Here is a 21,207-nt window from a genome sequence, read left to right on the forward strand (position 1 = left end):
CGCTTGGATAGTGGCGACGCCGGTATGAGTGTTGTCGTCTGCCCCCGCCGGACGACCCTCGCTGATCGGTCGACGAACGCGAGGGGGAGATCGAATCCCGGAACACCTAACCCCGAAACACGCGACCGCTCACGCATGATAGACGAGACGGTCGCCGAGATCCGTGAGATGCAGACGCACTCCTCGTCGGTCGTCGCGGTGAAGGCCGCGCGCGCGCTGGGCGACCTGCTCGACCGCGAGTACGCCACGCTCGACGAGTTCGAGCGCGACCTCGACCACAACACCGGCGCGCTCCGGCGGGCGAACCCGTCCCACGCCAGCCTTCACCGGGCGATGCGCGCGATCGCAGACGCGGTGATCGACGACGCCGAGACGGTCGAGGAAGGAAAACACCTGTTGGAAGCGACGATCGAACGGGAGGTCGAACGGATCGAGGCCGGCAAGCGTGAGGCCGCGGCCAACGCCGCGCGGACGTTCGAGGACGGGGAGACGTTCCTCACCCACGACTACTCGTCGACGGTGCTCGAGGCGGTGGAAGCGGCGGCCGTCGGCGGCACACACATGACCGCGTACGTCACCGAGGCACGCCCGCGCTATCTCGGACGCAAGACCGCGCGGACGCTCGCGGGGATGGACCGCGTCGACTCCCACCTCGCGGTCGACGCCGCCGCCGGCTACCTCCTTCGGGAGGCGGACCCGGACCGCGTCGTCGTCGGGATGGACTGCATCGTCGGCGACACGCTCTACAACCGGACCGGGACGTTCCCGATCGCTGCCGCCGCCGCCGAGGTCGGCGTCCCCGTCGTCGTCGTCGGCTCGGGCACGAAGATCATCGACGACGGGTTCCGCTTCGAGAACGAGTCGCGTCCTCCCAGCGAGGTGATGCTCGAACCCGTCGACGGCATCACGCTGGAGAACCCCGCCTACGACGCGACGCCGATCTCGCTCGTCGACCAAGTGATCACCGACGAGGGCGTCCGCGAGTTCTGAGCCGCCGCGGCGGTCGCTGACCTCGGCCGTACTTCGATCGCGCCTCGCGGCGGGCCCTCCGCGTCGGTCAGCTCGTCTTGTATCAGTCGAGGTCGACCCGGACGCCCTCGGCGTCCGAGCGCTCGACGGCGTCGAGCACGCGCTGGATCTCGTAGCCGTCGTCGAAGCTCGGTAGGAACTCGTCGGTTCCGGCGACGCTCCGCAGGAACTCGTAGTTCTCGTGGACGAAGGTGTGCTCCCAGCCGATAACGTGGCCCGGCGGCCACCAGTGCTCGATGTACGGGTCGTCCTCGTCGGTGACCAGCACGGTCTCGTACCCGCGGGCGTCGCCGGTCATGACCTCCAACTCGTTCAGCCGCTCCAGCGAGAACCGTAGGCTTCCCTGGCTCCCGTGGACGGTGATCGTGTGGTCGTTCTTGTGACCCTCCGTCACGCGCGAGGCCTCGAAGGTGGCCGTCGCGCCGGAGTCGTACTCCACCTGCGCGGAGTAGGCGTCGTCGACGGTGACGGGGCGGGTCTCGCCGTCCCCGCCCTCAACCGGGCGCTCCTCGGTGAACGTCTGCAGGTGTCCGGAGACGCTCGCGGCCTCGCCGACGCGGTCGCCGACGAGGAAGCGCGCGAGATCGATCGTGTGTGCGCCCAGGTCGCCGAGCGCGCCCGACCCGGCCAGCTCCTCGTCGTTGCGCCAACTCCACGGCGCCTCCGGGTCCGAGAGCCAGTCCTGCAGGTACCGCCCGCGAACCTGTCGGATCTCGCCGAGCTCGCCGTCGTCGATGAGCCGCTTCGCGTATCGGATCGCCGGAACGAACCGGTAGTTGAACGCGCAGCCGGCGGGCACGTCGGCCGCGGCGGCGGCGTCGCGCAGCCTCTCGGCCCCCGCGAGTGTCGGTGCCAGCGGCTTCTCACAGAGGACGGGCGTGCCGGCCTCCAGCGCCGCCACCGACGGCTCGACGTGGAGGTGGTTCGGCCCGAGGTTGTAGAAGGCGTCCACCTCCTCGACCACGTCGCGCCAGTCGGTGGCGGTGTGGTCGAATCCGAGCGTCTCCGCGGCGTCGGCCAGCGCCGCCTCGTCGCGTCCGATGACGGTATGTCGGTTCGTCTCGGGCGCGTCCTCGAAGAACATGGGCAGGCGGTCGAGCGCGTTCGCGTGCGCCTTGCCCATGAAGCGGTACCCCAGTACGCCGATGTCGATGGGTTCGTCGGTCATTTCGTGTTCACCTCACTCCGCCCAGTATGCGTCGCCGGGGGTGGTCTCGAATCGCGCGCGCTTCAGCAGGTCGACGGCCTTCTCCAGCCCCTCCCGGGAGGAGGTGAGCGCGTCCTCGTGTTCGATGGAGAGCGCGCCGTCGTAGCCGACCATCCGGAGCGTGCTGACCACGTCCTTCCAGTGCGCCTCGCCGTGGCCGTAGCCGACCGAGCGGAACAGCCACGAGCGGTTCTCGCTGTCGGCGTAGTCGGTCGTGTCGAGCACGCCCTTCTCGCGGGCCTGCGACTCGTACACCTTCGTGTCCTTGGCGTGGACGTGGTGGATCGCGTCGTGCTCGCCGAGCACGCGGATCGCCTCGGTCACGTCGATCCCCTGCCAGTAGAGGTGCGAGGGGTCGAAGTTGGCGCCGACGCGCCCGTTCGTCGCCTCGCGGAGCCGAAGCATGCCGTGCGGCTCGTACACGAGCATGTTCGGGTGCATCTCGATCGCCAGATCGACGCTGTGGTGGTCGGCGTGCGCGGCCAGATCCGACCAGTAGTCCTCGGCGATCTCCCACTGGTACGCCTCGGCCTCGGCGTGCTCGGTGGGCCACGGCGCCGTGATCCAGTTGGGAACCTCGTCGTTCGGACCCCCGGCGGGCAGCCCCGAGAAGCAGGTGACGGTGTCGACGCCGAACTCGTCGGCGAGCTCGACCGCCCCTCGCAGCTCGTGATCTGCCGCGTCGGCGGTTTCGTCGTCGGGGTGCAGCGGGTTGTTGTGTGTCGCGAACGCGCTCACGCGCAGGTCGTGTTCGTCAAGATCCGCCCGGAGCGTCTCGCGCGCGTCCTCGTCCGCCAGCAGCCCCTCGCGGTCGGTGTGGTCCTGTCCGGGATAGCCGCCGACGCCGAGTTCGACCGTCTCGACGCCGATAGCGGAGAGATACTCGAACGCGTCAGATCGCGATTCACCGCCGAGTGGGACGGTCAGTACGCCGATGTCCATACTCACAGATTGTACAACGATCCGAATAAATCTATATGTCGGCCCGGGGCCGGTGTCCCGTCACGGAACCACAGGGCTGTTGTCCGGAGCTACGGCTCGGGAGCTCTCGGCTCAGGCCGCGCCGTCCTCGCTCGCGGCGCGCCGGTCCATGGGGTCCTCCAGTTCGCCCATGATCTCCTCGAAGGCGTCCGTGGCGGTCACCAGCCCGCGGATCTCGCCGTCGGAAACGACGAGCGCGAGCTCTTGCCCCTCCACCTGGAAGCGGTCGATCGCGTCCGAGACGGTCGCGTCCGGCGAGAGCGTCATCGGCGGGGCGGCGACCTCCCGGAGGTCGTGGTCGGAGTCCGTGAGCCGGTCGGCCTCACGGATGAACGCCGGCACGTACACGATGCCGAGGAACTCCTCGCCGTCGTCCCCCAGCAGCGGGAACCGGGTGTGCGGGTACTCGCGCATCCGCGCGAGGTTCTCCGCCCACGGATCGCCGGTCGACAGCGACACTATCTCCGCGGGCGGGACCATGATATCCGAGACGGTTCGTTCCCCGACCCGGAGCGCGTTGACGACCTCCTCGCGGCGCTCATCCGAAAGATCTCCGGCCTCCAGCGTCGAGGACAGCTCCCGGCGGAGATCGGCCCGGGACTCGATGACGTCCTCCTCGGTCTCCAGCCACGCGCCGGTCATCTCCACGCCGAACAGCTTCAGGGTCGACTTCGCGACCCAGTCGCCGAAGGTGATGACCGGCGAGATCAGTGCGTGGAAGTAATACAGCGGGGTCGCCCCGTACCGCGACACCATCCGCGATCGCTCCACGCCGAGGTACGTCGGCGTCTGCTCGCCGTGCGTGAGGTGCAGGAGGTTGATGATGACGAACCCGAGTATCGCACCGGCCCCCACCGACGCCAGCGCGGTGTTCGCGAACACCGGCTCGAACAGCGCCGCGAGCGCCGGCTCGGCGACGATCCCGACGGCGATGCTCGAGGCGGTGATCCCGACCTGGCAGGTCGTCAGGTAGATCTCGAGGTTCTGGGTCATCTCCCAGGCGCGTTCGAGCGCGGGCGTGTCGCCGACGAACTCCGCCTCGGTGAACTGCCGCGCCCGCGTCAGCGCGAACTCGATCGCGACGAAGAAGCCGTTCGCGAGGATCAGGCCGATCCCCGCGACGAGTCTGACCAGAACCTCCGGCGTGCTCATCGCTGTCGTAACCATCGCTTCCGAGTTGCTCTCGACGGGACAAAAACCGGACGGCCGATCGAAGCCTACTCGTCGAGTCTGACCGCCCGCCCCTCCTCGGTCGAGCGGTAGATCCCGTCGATGACGCGCTGGACCGTCAGCGCCTGCTCGACGGTGTTGCGGGTGGGCGCCTCGCCGGTGGCGACCGCCTCGAGGAACGCCGCCTGCTCGGCGCGGTGGGTGTCGACCTCGCGGGTGTCCACGGCGGTGTCCGTGAGGTGGTGGCCGCCCCCGATCCCGTTATCGAACAGCGTGAGGTCGCCGCTGTCGCGGTCGAAGTGTGCGCCGGCCTCGGTCCCGCGGACGAAGAAGTCGTTGTTCTCCGGGCGGTTCGTCGCCCACGCGGCCTCGAGCGAGACGGTGGCGCCGTCGGCGGTGCGGATGAACGCCGAGACGGAGTCGTCGACGTCGAACTCCTCGGGACCGGCGTCGTCGCCCCACATGTCGATGTAGGTGTAGTCGTCGCGACCCCCGAACTCCGAGCGCGCGACGCCGGAGACCTCGACGACCTCCGTGAAATCGAGGAAGTACAGTGCGAGATCGATCGCGTGGACCCCGATGTCGATGAGGCTGCCGCCGCCCGAGACCGCCTTGCTCGTGAACCACGAGCCGCGACCGGGGACGCCCCGCCGCCGCACGTAGTTCGCCTCGACGTGGGTCACGTCGCCGAGTCGCCCCTCGCCCTGGTAGTGTTTCAGCACCTCGACGGGCGCCGCGAAGCGGTTGTTGAACCCGACCATGCAGATCCCCTCTGCCGCGCGGGCGGCCTCGGCGATGCGCTCGGCCGACTCCAGCGTGTGCGCCAGCGGCTTCTCCAGCAGGACGTCCAGCCCCCACTCCAGCGCGGAGACGGCGTACTCCTCGTGAAACCGGTTCGGTGTCGTGATGAGCACGGCGTCGACCACGTCGTACAGTTCGCCGGCGTCCTCGAACGCGTGCGCGTCGTACTCGCGGACGAACCGCTCGCGAGCGTCGCTATCGACGTCCATGCCGCCGACCAGATCCGCCCCGAGCGACTCCAGCCGCTCGGCGTGGTGGTGACCGATGCCGCCGAGCCCGACGATGCCGACGCGGACCCCGGACGGGTCGAAGCCGTCGACGGACGTCATCGTCGCACCCCGGAAGGACTACTCGATATCGAGTAACACATCATGGTCGGACGGAGGGGAAGGGGGTCAGTATAGTTGTCGTTCCCGTTCCTCGCGTTCGGCCTCCGCCTCCGCCTGCTCGGACCGGTTGCGTCGACCGCGGAGGTACTGACGGGCCAGCGGGAGGAATCGGTTCTTCCCGTCGCGAGCCAGCGCGTACAGCCCGTACACCCACGGAACGAACAGCAGCGTCACGGCCGCGAGGTACAGGGCGTCGACCATCCTACTCGGCCTCCTCCCCGCGAGCGTCGGCCGCCGACTCCGCCGTCCGCGAGACGCCGTGAACGAGCGCCTCGCCGGTCGCGTCGTCGAACAGGTGTACCTTCGCGCGGTCAAGCGCCACGTCGAGGCGGTCGCCCTCCTCGAGCGTGCTGTCCGGCGAGACGCTCATGAGGAGACTGTCGTCGCCGCTCACGTCTCCGCCCATTCCGGACTCGGTGTCCTCCGCGAGCATGAGGTAGACGAATATCTCGTCGCCCATCGGCTCCATGACGTCAACCTCGGCGTCGATCAGTTCGGTCGGGTCGGCCGCGTCGTCGCGGAACTCCTCGGGGTAGACGTCCTCCGGGCGGACGCCGAGCGTCACCTGGGTTCCGGGAGCGATCTCTGCGCCCTCGGTCGGGAAAGTGACGTCGTAGTGGGCCGACGAGAAGCCGGAAGCGGTCAGCTCCCCGTGAGTGAAGTTCATCGCCGGCGAGCCGATGAACCCGGCGACGAACTCGTTCGTGGGCTCGTTGTAGCAGGTCAGCGGCGCGGCGAACTGTTGGAGTTCGCCCTCGTTGAGGACGGCGATGCGGTCCGACATCGTCATCGCCTCCGCCTGGTCGTGGGTGACGTAGATGATGGTCGTCTCCAGTTCCCTGTGGAGCCGCTGGAGTTCGGTACGCATGTGGACGCGCAGCTTCGCGTCCAGGTTCGCCAGCGGCTCGTCCATGAGGAACACCTCGGGCTCGCGCACGATGGCGCGGGCGATGGCGATGCGCTGGCGCTGCCCGCCCGACATCTCGTCGGGCATCCGGTCGAGCATTCCCTCCATCTGAACGACGCGGGCGGCGTCGTCGACGCGACGGTCGATCTCCTCTTTCTCGTAGTTGCGCAGCCGCAGCCCGAAGGAGATGTTGTCGTACACGTCCATGTGCGGGAACAGCGCGATGTTCTGGAACACCATCGAGATGCCGCGGTCCTTCGGCGGCAGCGTCGTCACGTCGCGCTCGCCGATGTGGATCGTGCCGTCGCTGGGCATCGTCAGCCCCGCGATCATCTCCATGGTCGTGGACTTCCCACAGCCGGAGGGACCGACGAGCGTGATGAACTCGCCGTCCTCGATGTCGAGGTTCATCCCCTCGACTGCGGTCACGTCCTCGTACCGTTTCGTCACGTCCGTGAGTTGAACTCGTGCCATTGTCTTACTCCTTGAGTGCGCCCGCGGTCAGTCCGCTCACGATCTTCTCCTGGGCGACGACCACGAGGATCGCCACCGGAACCACGGCGATGATGCTGCCCGCGGCCATGATGCCGTACGTCACCTCGAACTGCCCCGCGCGCTGGAGGCTGAGGAGACCGCCCACGATGGGCGCCCAGTTGTCCGGCTGTCCGTTGTTCATCAACTGGCTGAAGAAGAACTCGTTGTAGACGGCGATGAACGTCAACACGCCCGCCGTCGCCACGCCCGGCGCCGACAGCGGGATGATGACCCGGAACAGCGCGCCCAGTCGGGTCGTCCCCTCGACGCGGGCGGCGTCCTCCAGCCCGTCGGGGATCTGTCCGTAGAACGTCGTGAGAATGAAGATCGACAGCGGCATGAACAGCGAGCTGAAGGGCAGGACCATCGATCCCGGCGTGTTGTAGAGTGTGAGCCCCGGGATCACGTTCCCCGTGAACAGCTGGTACAGCGGGACGAAGAACGCCGCCGGCGGGAAGTAGCTGATCGCGAGCACCAGCAGCATCAGCGGCGCCCGGCCGGGGAACCGCAGTCGGCCGAACACGTACCCCGCGAGGCTCGACAGCAACAGCACGATCACCGTCGTCGATAGCGCCAGAACGAGGCTGTTCACCATGTATCGCAGGAAGTTGATCTTCCGGAACACCTCGACGAACACGGCGAAGTCGACCGCCGCCGGGATCACGGCCAGCGGCACGTTCTCCGGAGTCACGCCCAACACCAGCAGGAAGTAGAACGGGAACAGCGTGGTGACCAGGAAGAAGATCGTCGCGACGTAGAACATCGCGCGGTACGCCCGCTCGGGGTCGTCGATCGACCGCGCGACCCACCGCTGGAGCGGACCGCGCTTCAGTTCCGGTTCGCCCGCGACGCCGCCGTCGGTTCGCGTGTCGTCTCTCATAGGTTCCCTCGTGCGTAGCCCACGATGTACACTGAAACGACGACCCCGATGATGGCCGCCGTGACGAACGCGATGGTCGCCGAGGAGCCGAGCATCCGGTTGCTCCACGTCGTCACCACCAGACACGACAGCGACGGGACGGTCGTACACCCCGCGACGGTCTCGATGAGCCCGTAGATCCGCATCGCCTGGATCGTGCGGAACAGCATCGCGACCAGCACCGTCGGCAGGATGATGGGCAGTGTGATGTACTTGAAGCGCTGCCACGGCGAGGCGCCGGCGACCTTCGCCACGTCGAAGAGGCTTCGGTCGATCGACTGCATCCCGGCGAGAATGAGCAGCGCCATGAACGCCGTCGTCTTCCAGATGTCGGCCACGATGACGATCATCGTCGCGTCCTGGGCGTTCGCCAGCGGCGTCGTCGTGAGCAGCCCCAGTTGGTTCAACAGCGCCGGGTCCTGGGCGGTCCCGACGAGGAAGCCGATGTTCGGCTGGAACATCAGGTAGAAGATCATCCCCTGGACGACGATCGGGATCGCCCACGGGAGGATGATCGCGACCCGGACCCAGCGGCGCCCGCTGAACTCCTGGTCCAACACGAGCGCCTGAACGAACCCGATGAGCGTCTCGAAGGAAACGCTGATCAGCGTGAACACCAGCGTCACCGCGAGCGCGCTGTTGAACAGTGCGTCGACCGTCAGGCTCTCCGGCAGGAACGGCGACGGTAACAGCGCGGATCGTTCGCCCGTGAGGATCGCCACGTAGTTCTCCAGTCCGACGAACGAACCGACGCTCGCCGCACCCACGCTGTCGGCGAACAGCGAGATCCTGAACGTCGACAGCAGCGGCCAGAACGCGATCACGGCCAACAGCAACAGCGCCGGTGACAGGAGAAGATACGCGTACTGCGTCTCAGAGAGGTTCTCCATCCACCTGACGGTGTTCACGTACACGCCAGATCGCTCCCCCGGTGGGCCGCCCGTCTGTTGTTCGGTGCTCATGACGGTCTGGAACTGTGGTACGATAGCTCGGTGCTCATGTCAATTGGTAACGATTGTATATGACGTTAATAAATGTATGGCCTGTTCCCGCTACACCGAACTCTCGATCGACTCGATCGCCTCCTTGAGGTCGCTCATCGCCTTCGTCGGGGTCTTCTGTTGCCGGAGGCTCGCGTTCACCTCCTTGGCGATCTGCGACGACTCCTGGGGCCAGACGGACGTGACCGGCCGCGGCAGCGCGTTCTCGCCGGCGACCTGCAGGCTGTCGACGTAGCGGCCGATGATATCGAGTTCCCGGGTGCGCTCGGTGTTGATCAGGTCCGAGATGGGCGGCGTCCACCCGCCGATCTCGAACATCCGGAGCCGTACCTCGTCCACCTGCAGCGCCTTGAACAGCTGGAGCGCCGCGCGCTTGCGCGACTCGGACGCGTTCGGGTTGAGCGTGAGGTGCCACCCGCCGAGCGCCGAGGTGCTCCCGCCGATCGAGTCGTACGGGGAGTCCTCCTGTGACACCGCGTACGGGATCGGCATGACGCCGAGGTCCTCGCCGAAGGCGTCCTCCGCGCCGTTGATGTTGATCGAGTACGGCCAGTTCCGGTGGGCGACCACGTCGCCGTTCGTGAACGGCTCACGCGAGGGCTCCTCGGTGTACTGGACGACCGCGTCCGGAGAGATGTCCGCGTAGCCGTCGAGCGCGACCTCGTCGTCGCTCCCGTTGATGAACGTCCGCATCATGCGGATCGCGTTGATGACGTTCTCCTCGTCGACCGTGACCGGCCGGTCCCCGATGGGGCCGAAGTAGTTCTCGAACTCGCCGAAGTACGAGCCGCCGTGCGAGCCCATGAACTCGACGAAGTCACAGCAGGCGAGCCCCTCGTAGGAGGCGCCCTGCCAGGTGAAGCCGGTTTGGGTGTCCGTGGCCTCCATCGTCTCGGCGACGACCGTGGAGAACTCCTGCCACGTCATCGCCTCGGTGGCCCACGTGTCGAAGTCCTCGTCGGTGTAGCCCGCCTCCCGCATCAGGTCCTTGCGGTACTGGATGGTCGGGAAGTCCGCGAACAGGGGGATCCCGAACAGGTCGTCGTCGGCGTTCTGGGCCGTCGCGACCATGTTGTCGATATAGTTGTCCTTGACCTGATCGGTGATCGAACTGGGCAGCTCCTCGCTGAGGTTCGCCAGCTGTTCGCGGGCGATAAAGGGGATCGTCCAGCCGTTGTCCATCATCAGGACGGTCGGTCGCTCCTGGCCGGCCGAGAGGATCTGCTGGTACTGCGAGCGTCGGTCGCCGGTCGTGAACGAGCCGGCGAGGAACTCGATGGAGATGTTCTCCGGGAGCCCCCCGTCCTCGCGAAGCGTCTGGACGATGTCCTCGGACGCGTTCGCGAAGTTGGAATCGGCCGCGATCTGAATGGTCACGTCCTCCTCCGGTGGTTCCGTGTTGATCGGCTCGCCTCCGCCGCCGCCGTCACCGCCGTCACCGCCGCCCATGCAGCCCGCCAGCCCGAGCGTCGCACCGGCGCCGCCAGCCGCAGCGAGGTAGTCTCGCCGCGATACCCCGTTCCGTGTCTTGTCGTTGGACATCACGCCGATATAGGGAACAATGATTAATATAGGCTATGGCTTTAACAACAGGAGTTGTTAACAAAGTGTGTCCGTGCGTATCGGTCGATCATCCCGGTTCGATCGCGGGCATACCCACTTGCAGTGGAACGATCCGAGCGAGATCGCGGCGCCCGCAGTCCCCCGGTGGCCGGTCGAGACCCGGCGCACGCCCCCGGTCGCTATGCGGCGGAGCAGTGCTCACTCGGTCGGCGGCGCGTCGACGACCGTGAGTCTCGTTCCCTCGATGTCCTCGACGATCGCGCCCCACCCGCCGACGCTGACGTGTTCGCCGTCGACGTCGAGGTCGACCGTCACCTGTCCGGCCAGTTCGAAGCCGGTGTCGGCCTCCGATTCGAACGGGACACGGACGTCGACGACGGTTCCCTCGACGGTGCACTCCTCCCCGGTCGCGGTCTCGTATCCCTCGACGCGAAGGCGGATCGGGTTGTCCCGCCAGCCCCGCTCCCGGAGGGCGCGGACGAGATGGCGAACGTCGAGGTGCTCGACCGGGAGCCCCGGATCGGTCGCGTCGTATACGGTCTTCCACGGCTCCCACAGCGTCGTGAGGAAGTACCAGTAGAACACGTAGGTGTGCGTCCGGTCGTTCACGAGCACGCCGTAGCGGTCGTACGAGTCGGGGTGGTGGGCGAACGACGCCTGTCTGCGGTCGGCGAGCGCCACGAACGGGGAGGGGAGCGGTCGAATACGCGCCTCGACGCAGATGTCCTCGAACAGGTCCGGGTCCGGGCGTTCGTTCGCGTCGTCCGTGTAGACTGAGACGCGCACCGAGACCCCGCGGTCGGTCGCGTCGCGGAGCGCGGGCGCGAGCCGCCGGAGGTTCGCCGCCGTCGTCGACAGGAGGATCTGATGGTTCGCCCCCTCGATGAACGTCTCCGCACGCTCGATGACGGTCCGAAACCGCGTGACGATACTGGCGCCGCCGGCCTCCAGCTCCGGCTGTTCCCACCGCTGTTCCACCTCATCGGCGGCCGCCTCCAGCCGGTCGGCTCGATGCCGAAGGTCGTCCAACACGACCGAGGGACTGTGCGCCCGCGCCTGCAGCGAGCCGGCCTCGTACGTCTCGATGTACTCCTGCTCCTCCAGCGTCCGCAACACGTCGTAGATACGGGGGCCGGGGACGCCGCTCGCCTCCGCGACGTCGGTCGCCGACGCCGTCCCCAACTCCAGCAGCGCGACGTACGCCTCCGCCTGGTACGGCGACAGGCCCGCCGCCTCCAGCGTCTCGACGAGCGACTCGGTCTCCATACCCGTACCCCGAACGGAACGGAGAAAACCGTACCGTCTATGTCGCGGCCGCAGCCCTGTGCCGGGCCGCCCGGGTCAGTCTTTCCCGGGCGCGGGCCATCGCGGGGTCTTCGGCGCCTCGATGCGTGCGGCCTCCTCGTCGGTCAGCTCGACCGACACCGCCGCGACGTTCTCGCGGAGATGCTCGCTCGTCCGTGGCCCGATGATCGGCGCGGTGACGACGTCCTGTCGGAGCAGCCACGCGAGCGCCACCTGCGCCGGTGTCGCGTTCTTCGCTTCAGCGAGCGCGCGGATCTCCTCCAGCACGGCCCAGTTCTCCTCGGAGAACCGGTTCTTCGTGTATTCGTCCGTGCCCGCGCGCAACCCCGAGTCCGGCTCGGCGTCGCGTTCGTACTTGCCGGTGAGGAAGCCGCCGGCCAGCGGCGACCACGGGATGACGCCGACTCCCTCTCCCTCGCACACCTCGAGGAGGTTCGCCTCCTCGTGCCGGTCGACGGCGTTGTACTCGGGCTGCATACAGGCGAAGCGGCTGTAGTCCTCGATGTCGCTCGTGTACAGCGCCTTCGTGAACTGGTAGGCGGTCATCGTCGAGGCGCCGATATACCTGACCCGCCCGGTCTCGACGAGGTGATCCAGCGCCGCGAGCGTCTCCTCGATCGGCGTCTCGTCGTCCCAGCGGTGGATCTGGTACAGATCGATGTAGTCTGTTCCGAGCCGGTCGAGACTGGCCTCGACCTGATCGAGGATGTGCTTTCGCGACAGGCCCGAGCCGTTCGGACCGTCGAACATATCCCCGCGCACCTTCGTCGCGAGGATGAGTTCGTCGCGGTTCGCGGAGGCGACGGCGTCGCCGACGATCGTCTCGCTCTCGCCGGCGGAGTAGACGTTCGCGGTGTCGAGGAAGTTGATCCCCAGATCCAGCGCCTCGTGGATGAGATCGACGCTCGCGTCGCGGTCGTCCATCATCCACGGCTCCCCGGATCCGAAGTTCATGCAGCCGAGACACAGCCGGGACACGTCCAGCCCCGTGTCACCCAGCTTCGTGTAGGCCATCCCGTCGAACTCGCGTGCGTCGCTCATGGAAACCACTGACACGACGTGGATGGATAACCCTCCCGACGAGGGATCTCTTCGGGGGTCGGACGGCCGACGCCGGCACGTTCGTCCGGGCTACGGGCTGGGGTACCGCGGGGTCTTCGGCTCGGCGATGCGCTCCACCTGATCCGGGCTCAATTCGACCGAGAGCGCCGCGACGTTCTCGCGGAGGTGCTCGCTCGACCGCGGGCCGATGATCGGCGCGGTGACGGCGTCCTGGTGAAGCAGCCACGCGAGCGCCACCTGCGCCGGCGTGGCGTCGATCTCCGCGGCGACGCTCCGAACGGCGTCGAGCACGGCCCAGTTCTCCTCGGTGAAGTAGCCGCGGACCGACTCGGAGGCGGCGCCGCGGGTGCCGTCCGTCGGCTCGGCGTCGCGTTCGTACTTGCCGGTGAGGAAGCCGCCGGCCAGCGGCGACCACGGGATAACGCCGACTCCCTCGGCCTCGCACACCTCGAGGAGATTCGGCTCCTCGTAGCGCGCGACCGCGGAGTATTCGGGCTGCATACAGGCGAAGCGGCTGTAGTCCTCGATGTCGCTCGTGTACAGCGCCTTCGTGAACTGGTAGGCGGTCATCGTCGAGGCGCCGATGTAGCGCACTCGCCCGGTCTCGACGAGGTAGTCCAGCGCCGCGAGCGTCTCCTCGATCGGGGTGTCCTCGTCCCAGCGGTGGATCTGGTACAGATCGATGTAGTCGGTGCCGAGTCGGTCGAGACTGGACTCGACCTGATCGAGGATATGCTTTCGCGACAGGCCCGAGCCATTGGGGCCGTCGTGCATCTCGCCGAACACCTTCGTGGCGAGGACGAGTTCGTCGCGATCGGCGGAGGCGACGGCGTCGCCGACGATCTCCTCTGACTCGCCGGTGGAGTAGACGTTCGCGGTGTCGAGGAAGTTGATCCCCAGGTCCAGCGCCTCGTGGATGAGATCGACGCTCGCGTCGCGATCGTTCATCATCCACGGCCGCTCGCTCCCGAAGTTCATGCAGCCGAGGCACAGTTGGGACACGTCCAATCCCGTGTCGCCCAACTTCGTGTACGCCATAGAGTCCGATTCGGGCATAGCTCCGTCAGCGTCGCCGTCCGGCATAAGCGCCAGTGGTCTCGCCGTCGATTGCGTGCGGTTCTCACCCACGCAGCCGCCGGGATCGGTCGCAAAGACAATCCTTAAACGACGCGACGGGGAATTCGAATGCATGGCTGGAACCATCGAAGTGCTCATTCCCGGCGGCGAGGCCAATCCCGGCCCGCCGCTCGGCCCCGAGCTCGGTCCGACGCCGGTCGACGTGCAGGCGGTCGTCTCCGACATCAACGACCAGACCGCCGCGTTCGACGGCATGGAAGTCCCCGTCACCGTGGAGTACGAGGACGACGGCTCCTTCAGCATCGAGGTCGGCGTCCCGCCGACGGCGGAACTGATCAAAGACGAGGTCGGCTTCGAGACGGGCTCGGGCGAGCCCCAGACGGACTTCGTCGCGGACATGTCCGTCGAACAGGTGAAGAAGGTCGCCGAGCAGAAGCTGTCCGACCTGCTCGCGTACGACGTGAAGGCCGCGGCCAAGGAGGTCGGCGGCACCTGCGCGTCGCTCGGCGTCACCATCGACGGCGAGGACGCCCGCACGTTCGACGACCGCGTCGACGCCGGCGAGTACGACGACGTCCTCGCCGACGAAGCGGCTGCGTAACGACGGGTTCCACTTCTCGCTCGCCGACCGACGGTGCTCGTCGGTCGCGACGCCTCGACCGCGGAGCCGCGGCGCTCCCCCGCGAGCCAGTTCCGCCGCTCGTCGCGCTCACGCCGTGTCGCGCCTGTGACGCGTCGCCGGCGACGAACACCGCCGTGTGACAGCGAACCGTGGGGGACCGTCCTTCGACGGCCTTAAGTGTCGCGTAGGCTGATTCCACGGTGAGACAGGCGTACGCCTGTTTCACTGACCCGTAGGAGCATTCCTGCGTACTACGGAGGTGAAAAATGGCAGATTCAATCGAGGACGCAGTATCCCAAGCACTGGAGACCGCCCCCGCTCGCAACTTCCGCGAGACCGTGGACTTGGCGGTGAATCTCCGGGACTTGGACCTCAACGACCCGTCGAATCGAGTTGACGACGAAATCGTGCTTCCGGCCGGAACCGGCCAGGAGACACACATCGTCGTCATTGCGGAGGGCGAGACCGCCCTCCGCGCGGAAGACGTCGCCGACGACGTCCTGTCGGGCGACGATCTCTCGGACCTCGCGTCCGAGGAGAACGACGCCAAGGACCTCGCCGATGAGACCGACTTCTTCATCGCCGAGGCCGACATGATGCAGGACGTCGCGTCCAACCTCGGACGCATTCTGGGGCCGCGCGGCAAGATGCCGACGCCGCTCCAGCCCGACGACGACGTCGTCGAAACCGTCAACCGCATGAAAAACACCGTCCAGATCCGCTCGGGCGACCGCCGTACGTTCCACACGCGCGTCGGCGCACAGGACATGACGGCAGACGAGATCAGCGATAACATCGACGTGATCATCCGTCGGCTGGAAGCGGACCTCGAGAAGGGGCCGCTCAACATCGACGCGATCTACGTCAAGACGACGATGGGCCCGTCCGTGGAGGTGCCCGTATGAGCAGCTCCGCGGGGGAGCGCAAGACCGAGACGATCCCGGAGTGGAAGCGCGAGGAGGTCGCCGAGCTGACCGAGTTCGTCGGCTCGTACGACGCCGTCGGCGTCGTCGACCTCACGGGCATTCCGAGCCGGCAGCTCCAGGACATGCGCCGCGACCTGCACGGACAGGCCGAACTGCGGATGTCCCGGAACACCCTCATCGAGCGCGCGCTCGATGAGGTGAACGAGGGCGCCGAGGGCCTGGGCCGGTTCGTCTCGGGTCACGTCGGCCTCATCGGGACGGACGACAACCCCTTCGGGCTGTTCAAGCAGCTCGAGGCGTCGAAGACCTCCGCGCCCATCGGCGCGGGCGAGATCGCCCCGAACGACGTCGTCATCCCCGAGGGTGACACGGGGGTCGACCCCGGTCCGTTCGTCGGCGAACTCCAGCAGGTCGGCGCGGACGCCCGGATCGACGGCGGGTCGATCAAGGTCATGTCCGACTCCCACGTGCTGGACGGTGGGGAGGCGGTCTCGAACGACCTCGCGAACGTGCTCGGCGAGCTCGGCATCGAGCCGAAGGAGGTCGGGCTGGACCTGCGCGCCGTCTTCGCCGACGGCGTCCTGTTCGAGCCCGAGGAGCTCGCCATCGACGTGGACGAGTACCGCGCGGACGTCGAGTCCGCCGCGGCGGCGGCGCGGAACCTCTCGGTCAACGCCGCCTACCCGACCGCCCGCACCGCGGGCACCCTGCTCGGCACGGCCGCCGGCGACGCGAAGGCCGTCGGCCTGTTCGCCGCCATCGAGGACGAGGAGCTGCTCCCCGACCTCGTGTCCCGTGCGGACGCGCAGCTGCGCTCGCTCGCGGCCGCCATCGACGACGACGAGGCGCTCCCCGAGGAGCTCCGCGGCGTCGAGGCACCCGCAGCCGAGTCGGCCGCCGAAGCCGACGCCGATGCCGAGGAGGAGACGGACGAATCGAGCGACGACGAGAACACGGAAGCCGAGCCCGACGACGCCGACGACGATGACGGCGACGGAGCCGAGGGCCTCGGCGAGATGTTCGGATAAGACACACTACACAGGACCATGGAATACGTTTACGCTGCACTCATCCTGAACGAGACGGACGAGGAGATCAACGAGGACAACGTCACGGCGGTGCTCGAAGCCGCCGGCGTCGACGTCGAGGAATCCCGCGTGAAGGCCCTCGTGGCCGCGCTGGAGGACGTCGACATCGAGGAGGCCATCGACACGGCCGCCGCCGCGCCCGCCGCGGGCGCCGCGGGCGGCGCCGCCGGCGGCTCCGCCGACGAGGCGGAGGCCGACGACGGCGACGACGACGAGGCCGAGGAGGAGGAGGCAGCCGACGAGGCAGCCGCCGACGACGATGACGACGAGGACTCGGGCGAGGGCCTGGGCGAGCTCTTCGGCTGACGCCGGCGACGCTTACCTCGTCTCGACCGACTCGATCGCGATCGAACTTCTTTCGACGCTGATCGCCGAGCGACCGCGCCGGCGACGCGACCTCGACTGACTGATAGGGTCGTCCACGGTGATCCGAGCGCTCACCGCGATCCGAGCGTTGAAACCTGATGACGGGCGCACTCCTGCCCGGTGTTGTCGCTCCCCGCCGCCGTCCCGCCCGTCGGAACGGTCCTGCTCGCGTACACGCTCGTCGGGTGCGCGCTCGGCTGTTGCAGCGGATTGGTCCCCGGGCTGCACGCGAACAACTTCGCGTTCCTGCTCGCGGCCGCGGCGCCGGGACTCGACGCCCCGCCGCTTCCGCTCGGCTGTGCGATGGTGGCCGCCGGCGTCGTCCACACGTTTCTCGACGTGGTGCCGTCGCTGGCGCTCGGAGTTCCCGATCCCGCGATGGCGGCCGCGGCGCTCCCCGGACACACGCTCGTCGCGGAGGGGCGCGGCCGCGAGGCGATGCGCCTCTCGGCGGTCGGGTCGGGGCTGGCGCTCGCGATCGCGGTCCCCGCCGCGGTCGTCGTCACCGCCGGGATGCGCGTCGCGTACCCGCTCGTACGCGAGTGGCTGTCGGTCGTGCTCGCGGTGGTGGCGCTGTCGCTCGTGCTCACGGAATCGACCCATCGGCGTCGGCTCGCCGGCGCGCTCTCGTTCGCGCTCGCGACGGCGCTGGGCCTCGCCGCGCTCGACGCGCCGACGGACCCGCTGGTGTCTGCCGGCGGGATACTCGCGCCGCTGTTCGCCGGCCTGTTCGGCGTGCCGGTCCTCCTCGACGCGTTCGGCGGCGCCGGCGTCCCGCCGCAGGGAGACGCCCGGCTGGGGCTGTCCGGCCGCGACCTGACGGGTGCGGCCGCGGCCGGCGCGGGCGGCGGTGCCGCGGTCGGCTACCTTCCCGGGGTTTCCGCGGGCGTCGCGGCCGTGCTGGCGCTCCCCGCGACCGCCGGTCGCGACCCGACCCGCGAGTACGTCGTCGCGACCAGCGGCGCGAACACGGCGACGGCGGTGTTCGCGCTGTTCGCGTACTGGTCGTTCGACGTGACCCGCTCGGGCGTGCTCGTCGCCGTGGACAAAGCCGCGGTCCCGGCCGCGCTCCCGCCGCTGCTTTCGGCGGTGGTGATCGCGGGCGCGGTCGGGGCCGTCGCGGTGGTGCTGGTCGGCGACGCCGCGCTCCGTGTCGTCGGCGGACTCCCGCACGCTCCGCTGGTCGCGACGGTGTTGGCGGGACTGGCGCTGCTGTCGGTCGGGTTCGCGGGAGCGCTCGGGCTGGCCGTGTTTCTCGCGGCGGCCGCGGTCGGGTTCGTCCCCGTCCGGCTCGGCTGCCGGCGGGTGCACCTGATGGGTGTGCTGATCGGTCCACTCGTGATCGCATGACCGCTCCCGTCGCACGACATCGACCCGCACGAACACGGGGTCGGGCGAGCGGTTCGTGCCGTCCGAAAGACAACCGTTAAAACCCGCGCGCCGGTTTATAGCCGTATGAGCCAGTCAGAGTCCGAGCAGCGTTCCGAGCGACGCTGCGTCTCCTGTGGCATCAACGTCGCGGGGACGGCCGCGGCGACGTTCAAGTGCCCAGACTGTGGCACGCAGATCAGCCGGTGTGCAACGTGCCGCAAGCAGAGCAACCTCTTCGAGTGTCCCGACTGCGGGTTCCGGGGGCCCTGACATGGGGAAGGTCGCCGCGAAGATGAAGGTCATGCCGAAAAGCCCCGATATCGACCTCGACGTGCTCCAGCAGAAACTGGAGGAGTCGCTCCCGCAGGGCGCGGAGATACGTAACGTCGAGCGCGACGACGTCGCGTTCGGCCTCGTCGCGCTCCTGCCGATGGTCGTCGTCCCCGACGACGCCGGCGGCACCGAGGCCGTCGAGGAGTCGTTCTCCGACGTCGATGACGTCGAGAGCGTGAGCGTCGAGGAAGTCGGCCGCCTGTAACCGGCCGCGTTCACCGCCGGATCGGCGTCCGTTCCGGCACCCACGGTCCACTGCTACCACGTTCCCCGTGAGCCGTCGGCTCGGTGCCCTGGCGTCTCTTCTCGACTCACCCTCCGGGCGTATCTCGCCGTGGCCCCGTCGCGGTATGCTCCACCGATTCGTTACGAATCGAAACCCGGATCCGCGAGACGGCGGATTGTTCGTGGGAAGATTAATACGACCCCGCTGTCTGGGTCCGGCAGACGTTCACATGGGGATGTACGACCGGATACTCGTTCCGACCGACGGCTCCGACGGCGTCGAGCGCGCGGTGCGCCACGCCGTCGACCTCGCCGTCCAGCACGGGGCGACCGTCCACGCGCTGTACGTCGTCAACTCGGCGTCGTACGCCGGGATGCCGATGGAGTCGAGTTGGGAGGGGATCGACGAGATGCTCCGGGGCGACGCGGAAGACGCCGTCTCGCTGGTGGAGGCGCTCGGTGACGACTACGACGTCCCGGTCGAGACGGCGGTGATCGACGGCTCGCCGAGTCGGGAGATCGTCCGCTACGCCGAGGAGAACGACTGCGACCTGATCGTGATGGGGACGCACGGCCGCGGCGGTATCGACCGGCTTCTGCTCGGGAGCGTCGCCGAATCGGTCGTCCGATCGTCGTCCGTTCCGGTGCTCACGGTCCGGGTCGCGGACGCGACGTAGCCGTCGACCCGGTCGAAACGGGGGCCCGGAACCGCCGTTCGGCGGCGACCCGGCGGTCGGCAGCACCCGGCCGGCAGTCGGTCAGCGGTCGGCCGGGCGTAGGTGCTCGCAGTCGCCGGCCGTCACCCGGACCGTCTCCTCGCCGGTATCGACGACGAGCGCCCCGGGGAACTCGACCGCGACGGCGTCACCCTCCACGACGCCGCCGGGCGTCTCCACCCTGACGCGCTGCCCGACGGTGTCGGCGTACTCCTCCCACGCGTCGACGGCCCCGCGGAGGTCGTCGGCGAGCGCGTCGAACTCCTCGAGGACCCGCTGGACGAGCACGCGCCGGTCGACCGGCTCGCCGCGCTCGGCGAGCAGGCTCGTCGCGTCGGCGGACGCGGGCAGGTCGTCGGGGTCGATGTTCGCGTTGAGGCCGACGCCGACGACGAGCCACGAGACCCGGTCGGCCTCCCCCTCCATCTCGGTGAGGATGCCGCACAGCTTCCGGCCGCCGCGCTCGGTCGGCTCCGCCTCCGTCTCCCGACCGTTGGCGACGAGCACGTCGTTCGGCCACTTGATCCGCGTGTCGACACCCGTCTCGCGGCAGGCACGCGTCACCGCGACGGCCATCGCGAGCGTGTACGCCGGGGCGTGCGCGGGCGGCGCCTCGGGGCGGAGGAGCACCGACAGCCAGACGCCGCCCGGCGGCGAGACCCATTCGCGGTCGAGACGCCCGCGAGAGGCGGTCTGTCGGTCGGCGACGACGGCGACGCCGGAGGCGCCGGCCGCGGCGAGTTCGCGCGCCCGGTCGTTCGTCGAGCCGACGCTGTCGTGGTAGTCGATGTCGAACGGGGCGTCGAGGCCGTACGCGATCGCCTCGCCGGAGTACCCCGACACGTCGGTCACGACGTAGCCGTCCTCGCCGCTCTCGACGGCGACTCCGGCCTCGCGAAGCGCCTCGACGTGGTTCCACACCGCCGCGCGCGACACGCCGAGGCGGTCGGCCAGCGTCGGCCCGGCCACCGGTCCCTCCGCGAGCGCGTCGACCAGCGCCCGGCGCGTCGCCGGAACGCCGACCTCGTGAGCGTCCCCGTCCCCGCGTTCGCCGCGGCGGTCGGTATCGTCCGTCACGAGTCGTCGCGTCCGCCGTTTGCGGACGCGAACTCCGTCGACTCCCCGTTCGCGCGGACAGTGATCACCGTCGCGTCGAGTTTCCCCTTCAGGAACGACTCGATGTCGGGATCGGAGAACAGCTTCCGGATGGTCCGCCGCCAGCGACTCGCCTGCTTGGCGCCGATGACGACCACGTCGGCCTTCTCGGCCGCGATCTCGTCGAGGATCGTCTCCTCGACGAGGAACCCCCGACGGACGACGTACCGAACGTTGGGCAGTCGGCTGAACTCGCCTTCGACCGCGCGCTTGAGCTGTGTCCGGGTCACCTCCTGACCGTCCTGGTACAGGTCGACGTGGAGGATCGTCAACTCGGCGTCACGCTCCTCGGCGATCCGGATCGCCTCCGCGAGCGTCGCCTTGGAGTGTTTCGAGAGCGGGTACCGAACCGGCACGACGACCAACGTCATTGTCGGCCGGACGTGCCGGCACGTGTAAACACTTCCTCTTGGACCACCGCTGACACGGGTCGCTCCGAGTCCACCGCCGTCACCGGCGG

23 protein-coding genes are annotated in these 21,207 nt (G+C 68.5%); 9 read left to right on the forward strand and 14 right to left on the reverse strand.

The window, feature by feature from the left end:
- Positions 1–135: 135 nt before the first annotated feature.
- Complete coding sequence (locus K6T25_RS14690) at positions 136–990, forward strand: eIF2B alpha/beta/delta subunit family protein (protein WP_222915353.1); 855 nt, start codon at positions 136–138, stop codon at positions 988–990.
- An 82-nt stretch (positions 991–1,072) separates the two neighbouring features.
- On the opposite strand, the gene K6T25_RS14695 is transcribed toward K6T25_RS14690, so the two are convergent.
- From K6T25_RS14695 to K6T25_RS14750, 12 genes are all read right to left on the reverse strand, one after another.
- Positions 1,073–2,197 carry a Gfo/Idh/MocA family protein gene (locus tag K6T25_RS14695; protein ID WP_222915355.1) on the reverse strand — a complete coding sequence of 375 codons (1,125 nt, stop codon included), beginning with the start codon at positions 2,195–2,197 and terminating at the stop codon, positions 1,073–1,075.
- 12 nt (positions 2,198–2,209) lie between these two features.
- Positions 2,210–3,178 (reverse strand): sugar phosphate isomerase/epimerase family protein, encoded by a 969-nt coding sequence (locus K6T25_RS14700; protein WP_222915357.1) that lies wholly within the window; start codon positions 3,176–3,178, stop codon positions 2,210–2,212.
- A 111-nt stretch (positions 3,179–3,289) separates the two neighbouring features.
- On the reverse strand, positions 3,290–4,369 hold the full coding sequence (locus tag K6T25_RS14705) for a CNNM domain-containing protein (protein WP_222918085.1): 1,080 nt from the start codon (positions 4,367–4,369) through the stop codon (positions 3,290–3,292).
- A gap of 65 nt (positions 4,370–4,434) precedes the next feature.
- On the reverse strand, positions 4,435–5,517 hold the full coding sequence (locus tag K6T25_RS14710) for a Gfo/Idh/MocA family protein (protein ID WP_222915359.1): 1,083 nt from the start codon (positions 5,515–5,517) through the stop codon (positions 4,435–4,437).
- 66 nt (positions 5,518–5,583) lie between these two features.
- The gene (locus tag K6T25_RS14715; RefSeq protein WP_222915361.1) at positions 5,584–5,778 is read right to left on the reverse strand and encodes a DUF8005 family protein; all 195 of its coding nucleotides are present in this window, start codon (positions 5,776–5,778) and stop codon (positions 5,584–5,586) included.
- Between the two features lies 1 nt (position 5,779).
- Positions 5,780–6,958 carry an ABC transporter ATP-binding protein gene (locus K6T25_RS14720; protein WP_222915363.1) on the reverse strand — a complete coding sequence of 393 codons (1,179 nt, stop codon included), beginning with the start codon at positions 6,956–6,958 and terminating at the stop codon, positions 5,780–5,782.
- A gap of 4 nt (positions 6,959–6,962) precedes the next feature.
- Entirely contained in the window at positions 6,963–7,898 is a 936-nt protein-coding gene (locus tag K6T25_RS14725; protein ID WP_222915365.1) for a carbohydrate ABC transporter permease, read from the reverse strand.
- Positions 7,895–8,899, reverse strand: a complete 1,005-nt coding sequence (locus K6T25_RS14730) for a carbohydrate ABC transporter permease (protein ID WP_425600875.1) — start codon at positions 8,897–8,899, stop codon at positions 7,895–7,897. Before K6T25_RS14730 ends, K6T25_RS14725 begins: the two co-directional genes overlap by 4 nt.
- Before the next feature lie 90 nt (positions 8,900–8,989).
- Positions 8,990–10,480 carry an extracellular solute-binding protein gene (locus K6T25_RS14735; RefSeq protein ID WP_222915367.1) on the reverse strand — a complete coding sequence of 497 codons (1,491 nt, stop codon included), beginning with the start codon at positions 10,478–10,480 and terminating at the stop codon, positions 8,990–8,992.
- 219 nt (positions 10,481–10,699) lie between these two features.
- Entirely contained in the window at positions 10,700–11,767 is a 1,068-nt protein-coding gene (locus tag K6T25_RS14740; RefSeq protein ID WP_222915369.1) for a TrmB family transcriptional regulator, read from the reverse strand.
- Positions 11,768–11,842: 75 nt separating this feature from the next.
- Positions 11,843–12,820: an aldo/keto reductase gene (locus tag K6T25_RS14745; protein WP_222918087.1), complete on the reverse strand. Its 978-nt coding sequence runs from the start codon at positions 12,818–12,820 to the stop codon at positions 11,843–11,845.
- Between the two features lie 117 nt (positions 12,821–12,937).
- Complete coding sequence (locus tag K6T25_RS14750) at positions 12,938–13,906, reverse strand: aldo/keto reductase (RefSeq protein ID WP_222918088.1); 969 nt, start codon at positions 13,904–13,906, stop codon at positions 12,938–12,940.
- Positions 13,907–14,057: 151 nt separating this feature from the next.
- On the opposite strand from K6T25_RS14750, the gene K6T25_RS14755 reads away from it, so the two are divergent.
- The 8 genes from K6T25_RS14755 (at position 14,058) to K6T25_RS14790 (ending at position 19,553) form a co-directional block, all read left to right on the forward strand.
- Positions 14,058–14,546, forward strand: a complete 489-nt coding sequence (locus tag K6T25_RS14755) for a 50S ribosomal protein L11 (protein WP_222915371.1) — start codon at positions 14,058–14,060, stop codon at positions 14,544–14,546.
- A 287-nt stretch (positions 14,547–14,833) separates the two neighbouring features.
- Positions 14,834–15,472: a 50S ribosomal protein L1 gene (locus K6T25_RS14760; RefSeq protein ID WP_222915373.1), complete on the forward strand. Its 639-nt coding sequence runs from the start codon at positions 14,834–14,836 to the stop codon at positions 15,470–15,472.
- Entirely contained in the window at positions 15,469–16,521 is a 1,053-nt protein-coding gene (locus K6T25_RS14765; protein WP_222915375.1) for a 50S ribosomal protein L10, read from the forward strand. The genes K6T25_RS14760 and K6T25_RS14765 overlap by 4 nt, the downstream gene beginning before the upstream one ends.
- 18 nt (positions 16,522–16,539) lie before the next feature.
- Entirely contained in the window at positions 16,540–16,887 is a 348-nt protein-coding gene (gene rpl12p / locus K6T25_RS14770; protein ID WP_222915377.1) for a 50S ribosomal protein P1, read from the forward strand.
- Positions 16,888–17,067: 180 nt separating this feature from the next.
- Positions 17,068–18,297, forward strand: coding sequence for a tripartite tricarboxylate transporter permease (locus K6T25_RS14775; protein WP_222915379.1), 1,230 nt, complete (start codon positions 17,068–17,070; stop codon positions 18,295–18,297).
- 105 nt (positions 18,298–18,402) lie between these two features.
- Complete coding sequence (locus tag K6T25_RS14780; protein WP_222915381.1) at positions 18,403–18,588, forward strand: HVO_2753 family zinc finger protein; 186 nt, start codon at positions 18,403–18,405, stop codon at positions 18,586–18,588.
- A gap of 1 nt (position 18,589) precedes the next feature.
- Positions 18,590–18,856 carry an elongation factor 1-beta gene (locus K6T25_RS14785; RefSeq protein WP_222915383.1) on the forward strand — a complete coding sequence of 89 codons (267 nt, stop codon included), beginning with the start codon at positions 18,590–18,592 and terminating at the stop codon, positions 18,854–18,856.
- 250 nt (positions 18,857–19,106) lie between these two features.
- Entirely contained in the window at positions 19,107–19,553 is a 447-nt protein-coding gene (locus K6T25_RS14790; RefSeq protein ID WP_222915385.1) for a universal stress protein, read from the forward strand.
- 81 nt (positions 19,554–19,634) lie between these two features.
- Here the strand turns inward: K6T25_RS14790 and K6T25_RS14795 are convergent, their stop codons facing one another.
- Positions 19,635–20,588: a biotin--[acetyl-CoA-carboxylase] ligase gene (locus K6T25_RS14795; RefSeq protein WP_425600885.1), complete on the reverse strand. Its 954-nt coding sequence runs from the start codon at positions 20,586–20,588 to the stop codon at positions 19,635–19,637.
- Between the two features lie 77 nt (positions 20,589–20,665).
- A complete protein-coding gene (locus K6T25_RS14800; RefSeq protein ID WP_222915389.1) occupies positions 20,666–21,118 on the reverse strand; it encodes a universal stress protein in 453 nt (150 codons plus the stop codon).
- Between the last annotated feature and the right edge of the window lie 89 nt (positions 21,119–21,207).

The sequence above is a fragment of the Halobaculum rubrum genome (assembly GCF_019880225.1).
GTDB classification, from domain to species: Archaea; Halobacteriota; Halobacteria; order Halobacteriales; family Haloferacaceae; genus Halobaculum; species Halobaculum rubrum.

What these genes read in the sequence shown, in the direction of transcription:
- K6T25_RS14690 (WP_222915353.1), top strand. Translation starts at nt 136, where the DNA reads ATGATAGACGAGACGGTCGCCGAGATCCGTGAGATGCAGACGCACTCC.
- K6T25_RS14695 (WP_222915355.1), bottom strand. Translation starts at nt 2,197, where the DNA reads ATGACCGACGAACCCATCGACATCGGCGTACTGGGGTACCGCTTCATG.
- K6T25_RS14700 (WP_222915357.1), bottom strand. Translation starts at nt 3,178, where the DNA reads ATGGACATCGGCGTACTGACCGTCCCACTCGGCGGTGAATCGCGATCT.
- K6T25_RS14705 (WP_222918085.1), bottom strand. Translation starts at nt 4,369, where the DNA reads ATGAGCACGCCGGAGGTTCTGGTCAGACTCGTCGCGGGGATCGGCCTG.
- K6T25_RS14710 (WP_222915359.1), bottom strand. Translation starts at nt 5,517, where the DNA reads ATGACGTCCGTCGACGGCTTCGACCCGTCCGGGGTCCGCGTCGGCATC.
- K6T25_RS14715 (WP_222915361.1), bottom strand. Translation starts at nt 5,778, where the DNA reads ATGGTCGACGCCCTGTACCTCGCGGCCGTGACGCTGCTGTTCGTTCCG.
- K6T25_RS14720 (WP_222915363.1), bottom strand. Translation starts at nt 6,958, where the DNA reads ATGGCACGAGTTCAACTCACGGACGTGACGAAACGGTACGAGGACGTG.
- K6T25_RS14725 (WP_222915365.1), bottom strand. Translation starts at nt 7,898, where the DNA reads ATGAGAGACGACACGCGAACCGACGGCGGCGTCGCGGGCGAACCGGAA.
- K6T25_RS14730 (WP_425600875.1), bottom strand. Translation starts at nt 8,899, where the DNA reads ATGAGCACCGAACAACAGACGGGCGGCCCACCGGGGGAGCGATCTGGC.
- K6T25_RS14735 (WP_222915367.1), bottom strand. Translation starts at nt 10,480, where the DNA reads ATGTCCAACGACAAGACACGGAACGGGGTATCGCGGCGAGACTACCTC.
- K6T25_RS14740 (WP_222915369.1), bottom strand. Translation starts at nt 11,767, where the DNA reads ATGGAGACCGAGTCGCTCGTCGAGACGCTGGAGGCGGCGGGCCTGTCG.
- K6T25_RS14745 (WP_222918087.1), bottom strand. Translation starts at nt 12,820, where the DNA reads ATGGCCTACACGAAGCTGGGTGACACGGGGCTGGACGTGTCCCGGCTG.
- K6T25_RS14750 (WP_222918088.1), bottom strand. Translation starts at nt 13,906, where the DNA reads ATGGCGTACACGAAGTTGGGCGACACGGGATTGGACGTGTCCCAACTG.
- K6T25_RS14755 (WP_222915371.1), top strand. Translation starts at nt 14,058, where the DNA reads ATGGCTGGAACCATCGAAGTGCTCATTCCCGGCGGCGAGGCCAATCCC.
- K6T25_RS14760 (WP_222915373.1), top strand. Translation starts at nt 14,834, where the DNA reads ATGGCAGATTCAATCGAGGACGCAGTATCCCAAGCACTGGAGACCGCC.
- K6T25_RS14765 (WP_222915375.1), top strand. Translation starts at nt 15,469, where the DNA reads ATGAGCAGCTCCGCGGGGGAGCGCAAGACCGAGACGATCCCGGAGTGG.
- rpl12p (WP_222915377.1), top strand. Translation starts at nt 16,540, where the DNA reads ATGGAATACGTTTACGCTGCACTCATCCTGAACGAGACGGACGAGGAG.
- K6T25_RS14780 (WP_222915381.1), top strand. Translation starts at nt 18,403, where the DNA reads ATGAGCCAGTCAGAGTCCGAGCAGCGTTCCGAGCGACGCTGCGTCTCC.
- K6T25_RS14785 (WP_222915383.1), top strand. Translation starts at nt 18,590, where the DNA reads ATGGGGAAGGTCGCCGCGAAGATGAAGGTCATGCCGAAAAGCCCCGAT.
- K6T25_RS14790 (WP_222915385.1), top strand. Translation starts at nt 19,107, where the DNA reads ATGGGGATGTACGACCGGATACTCGTTCCGACCGACGGCTCCGACGGC.
- K6T25_RS14800 (WP_222915389.1), bottom strand. Translation starts at nt 21,118, where the DNA reads ATGACGTTGGTCGTCGTGCCGGTTCGGTACCCGCTCTCGAAACACTCC.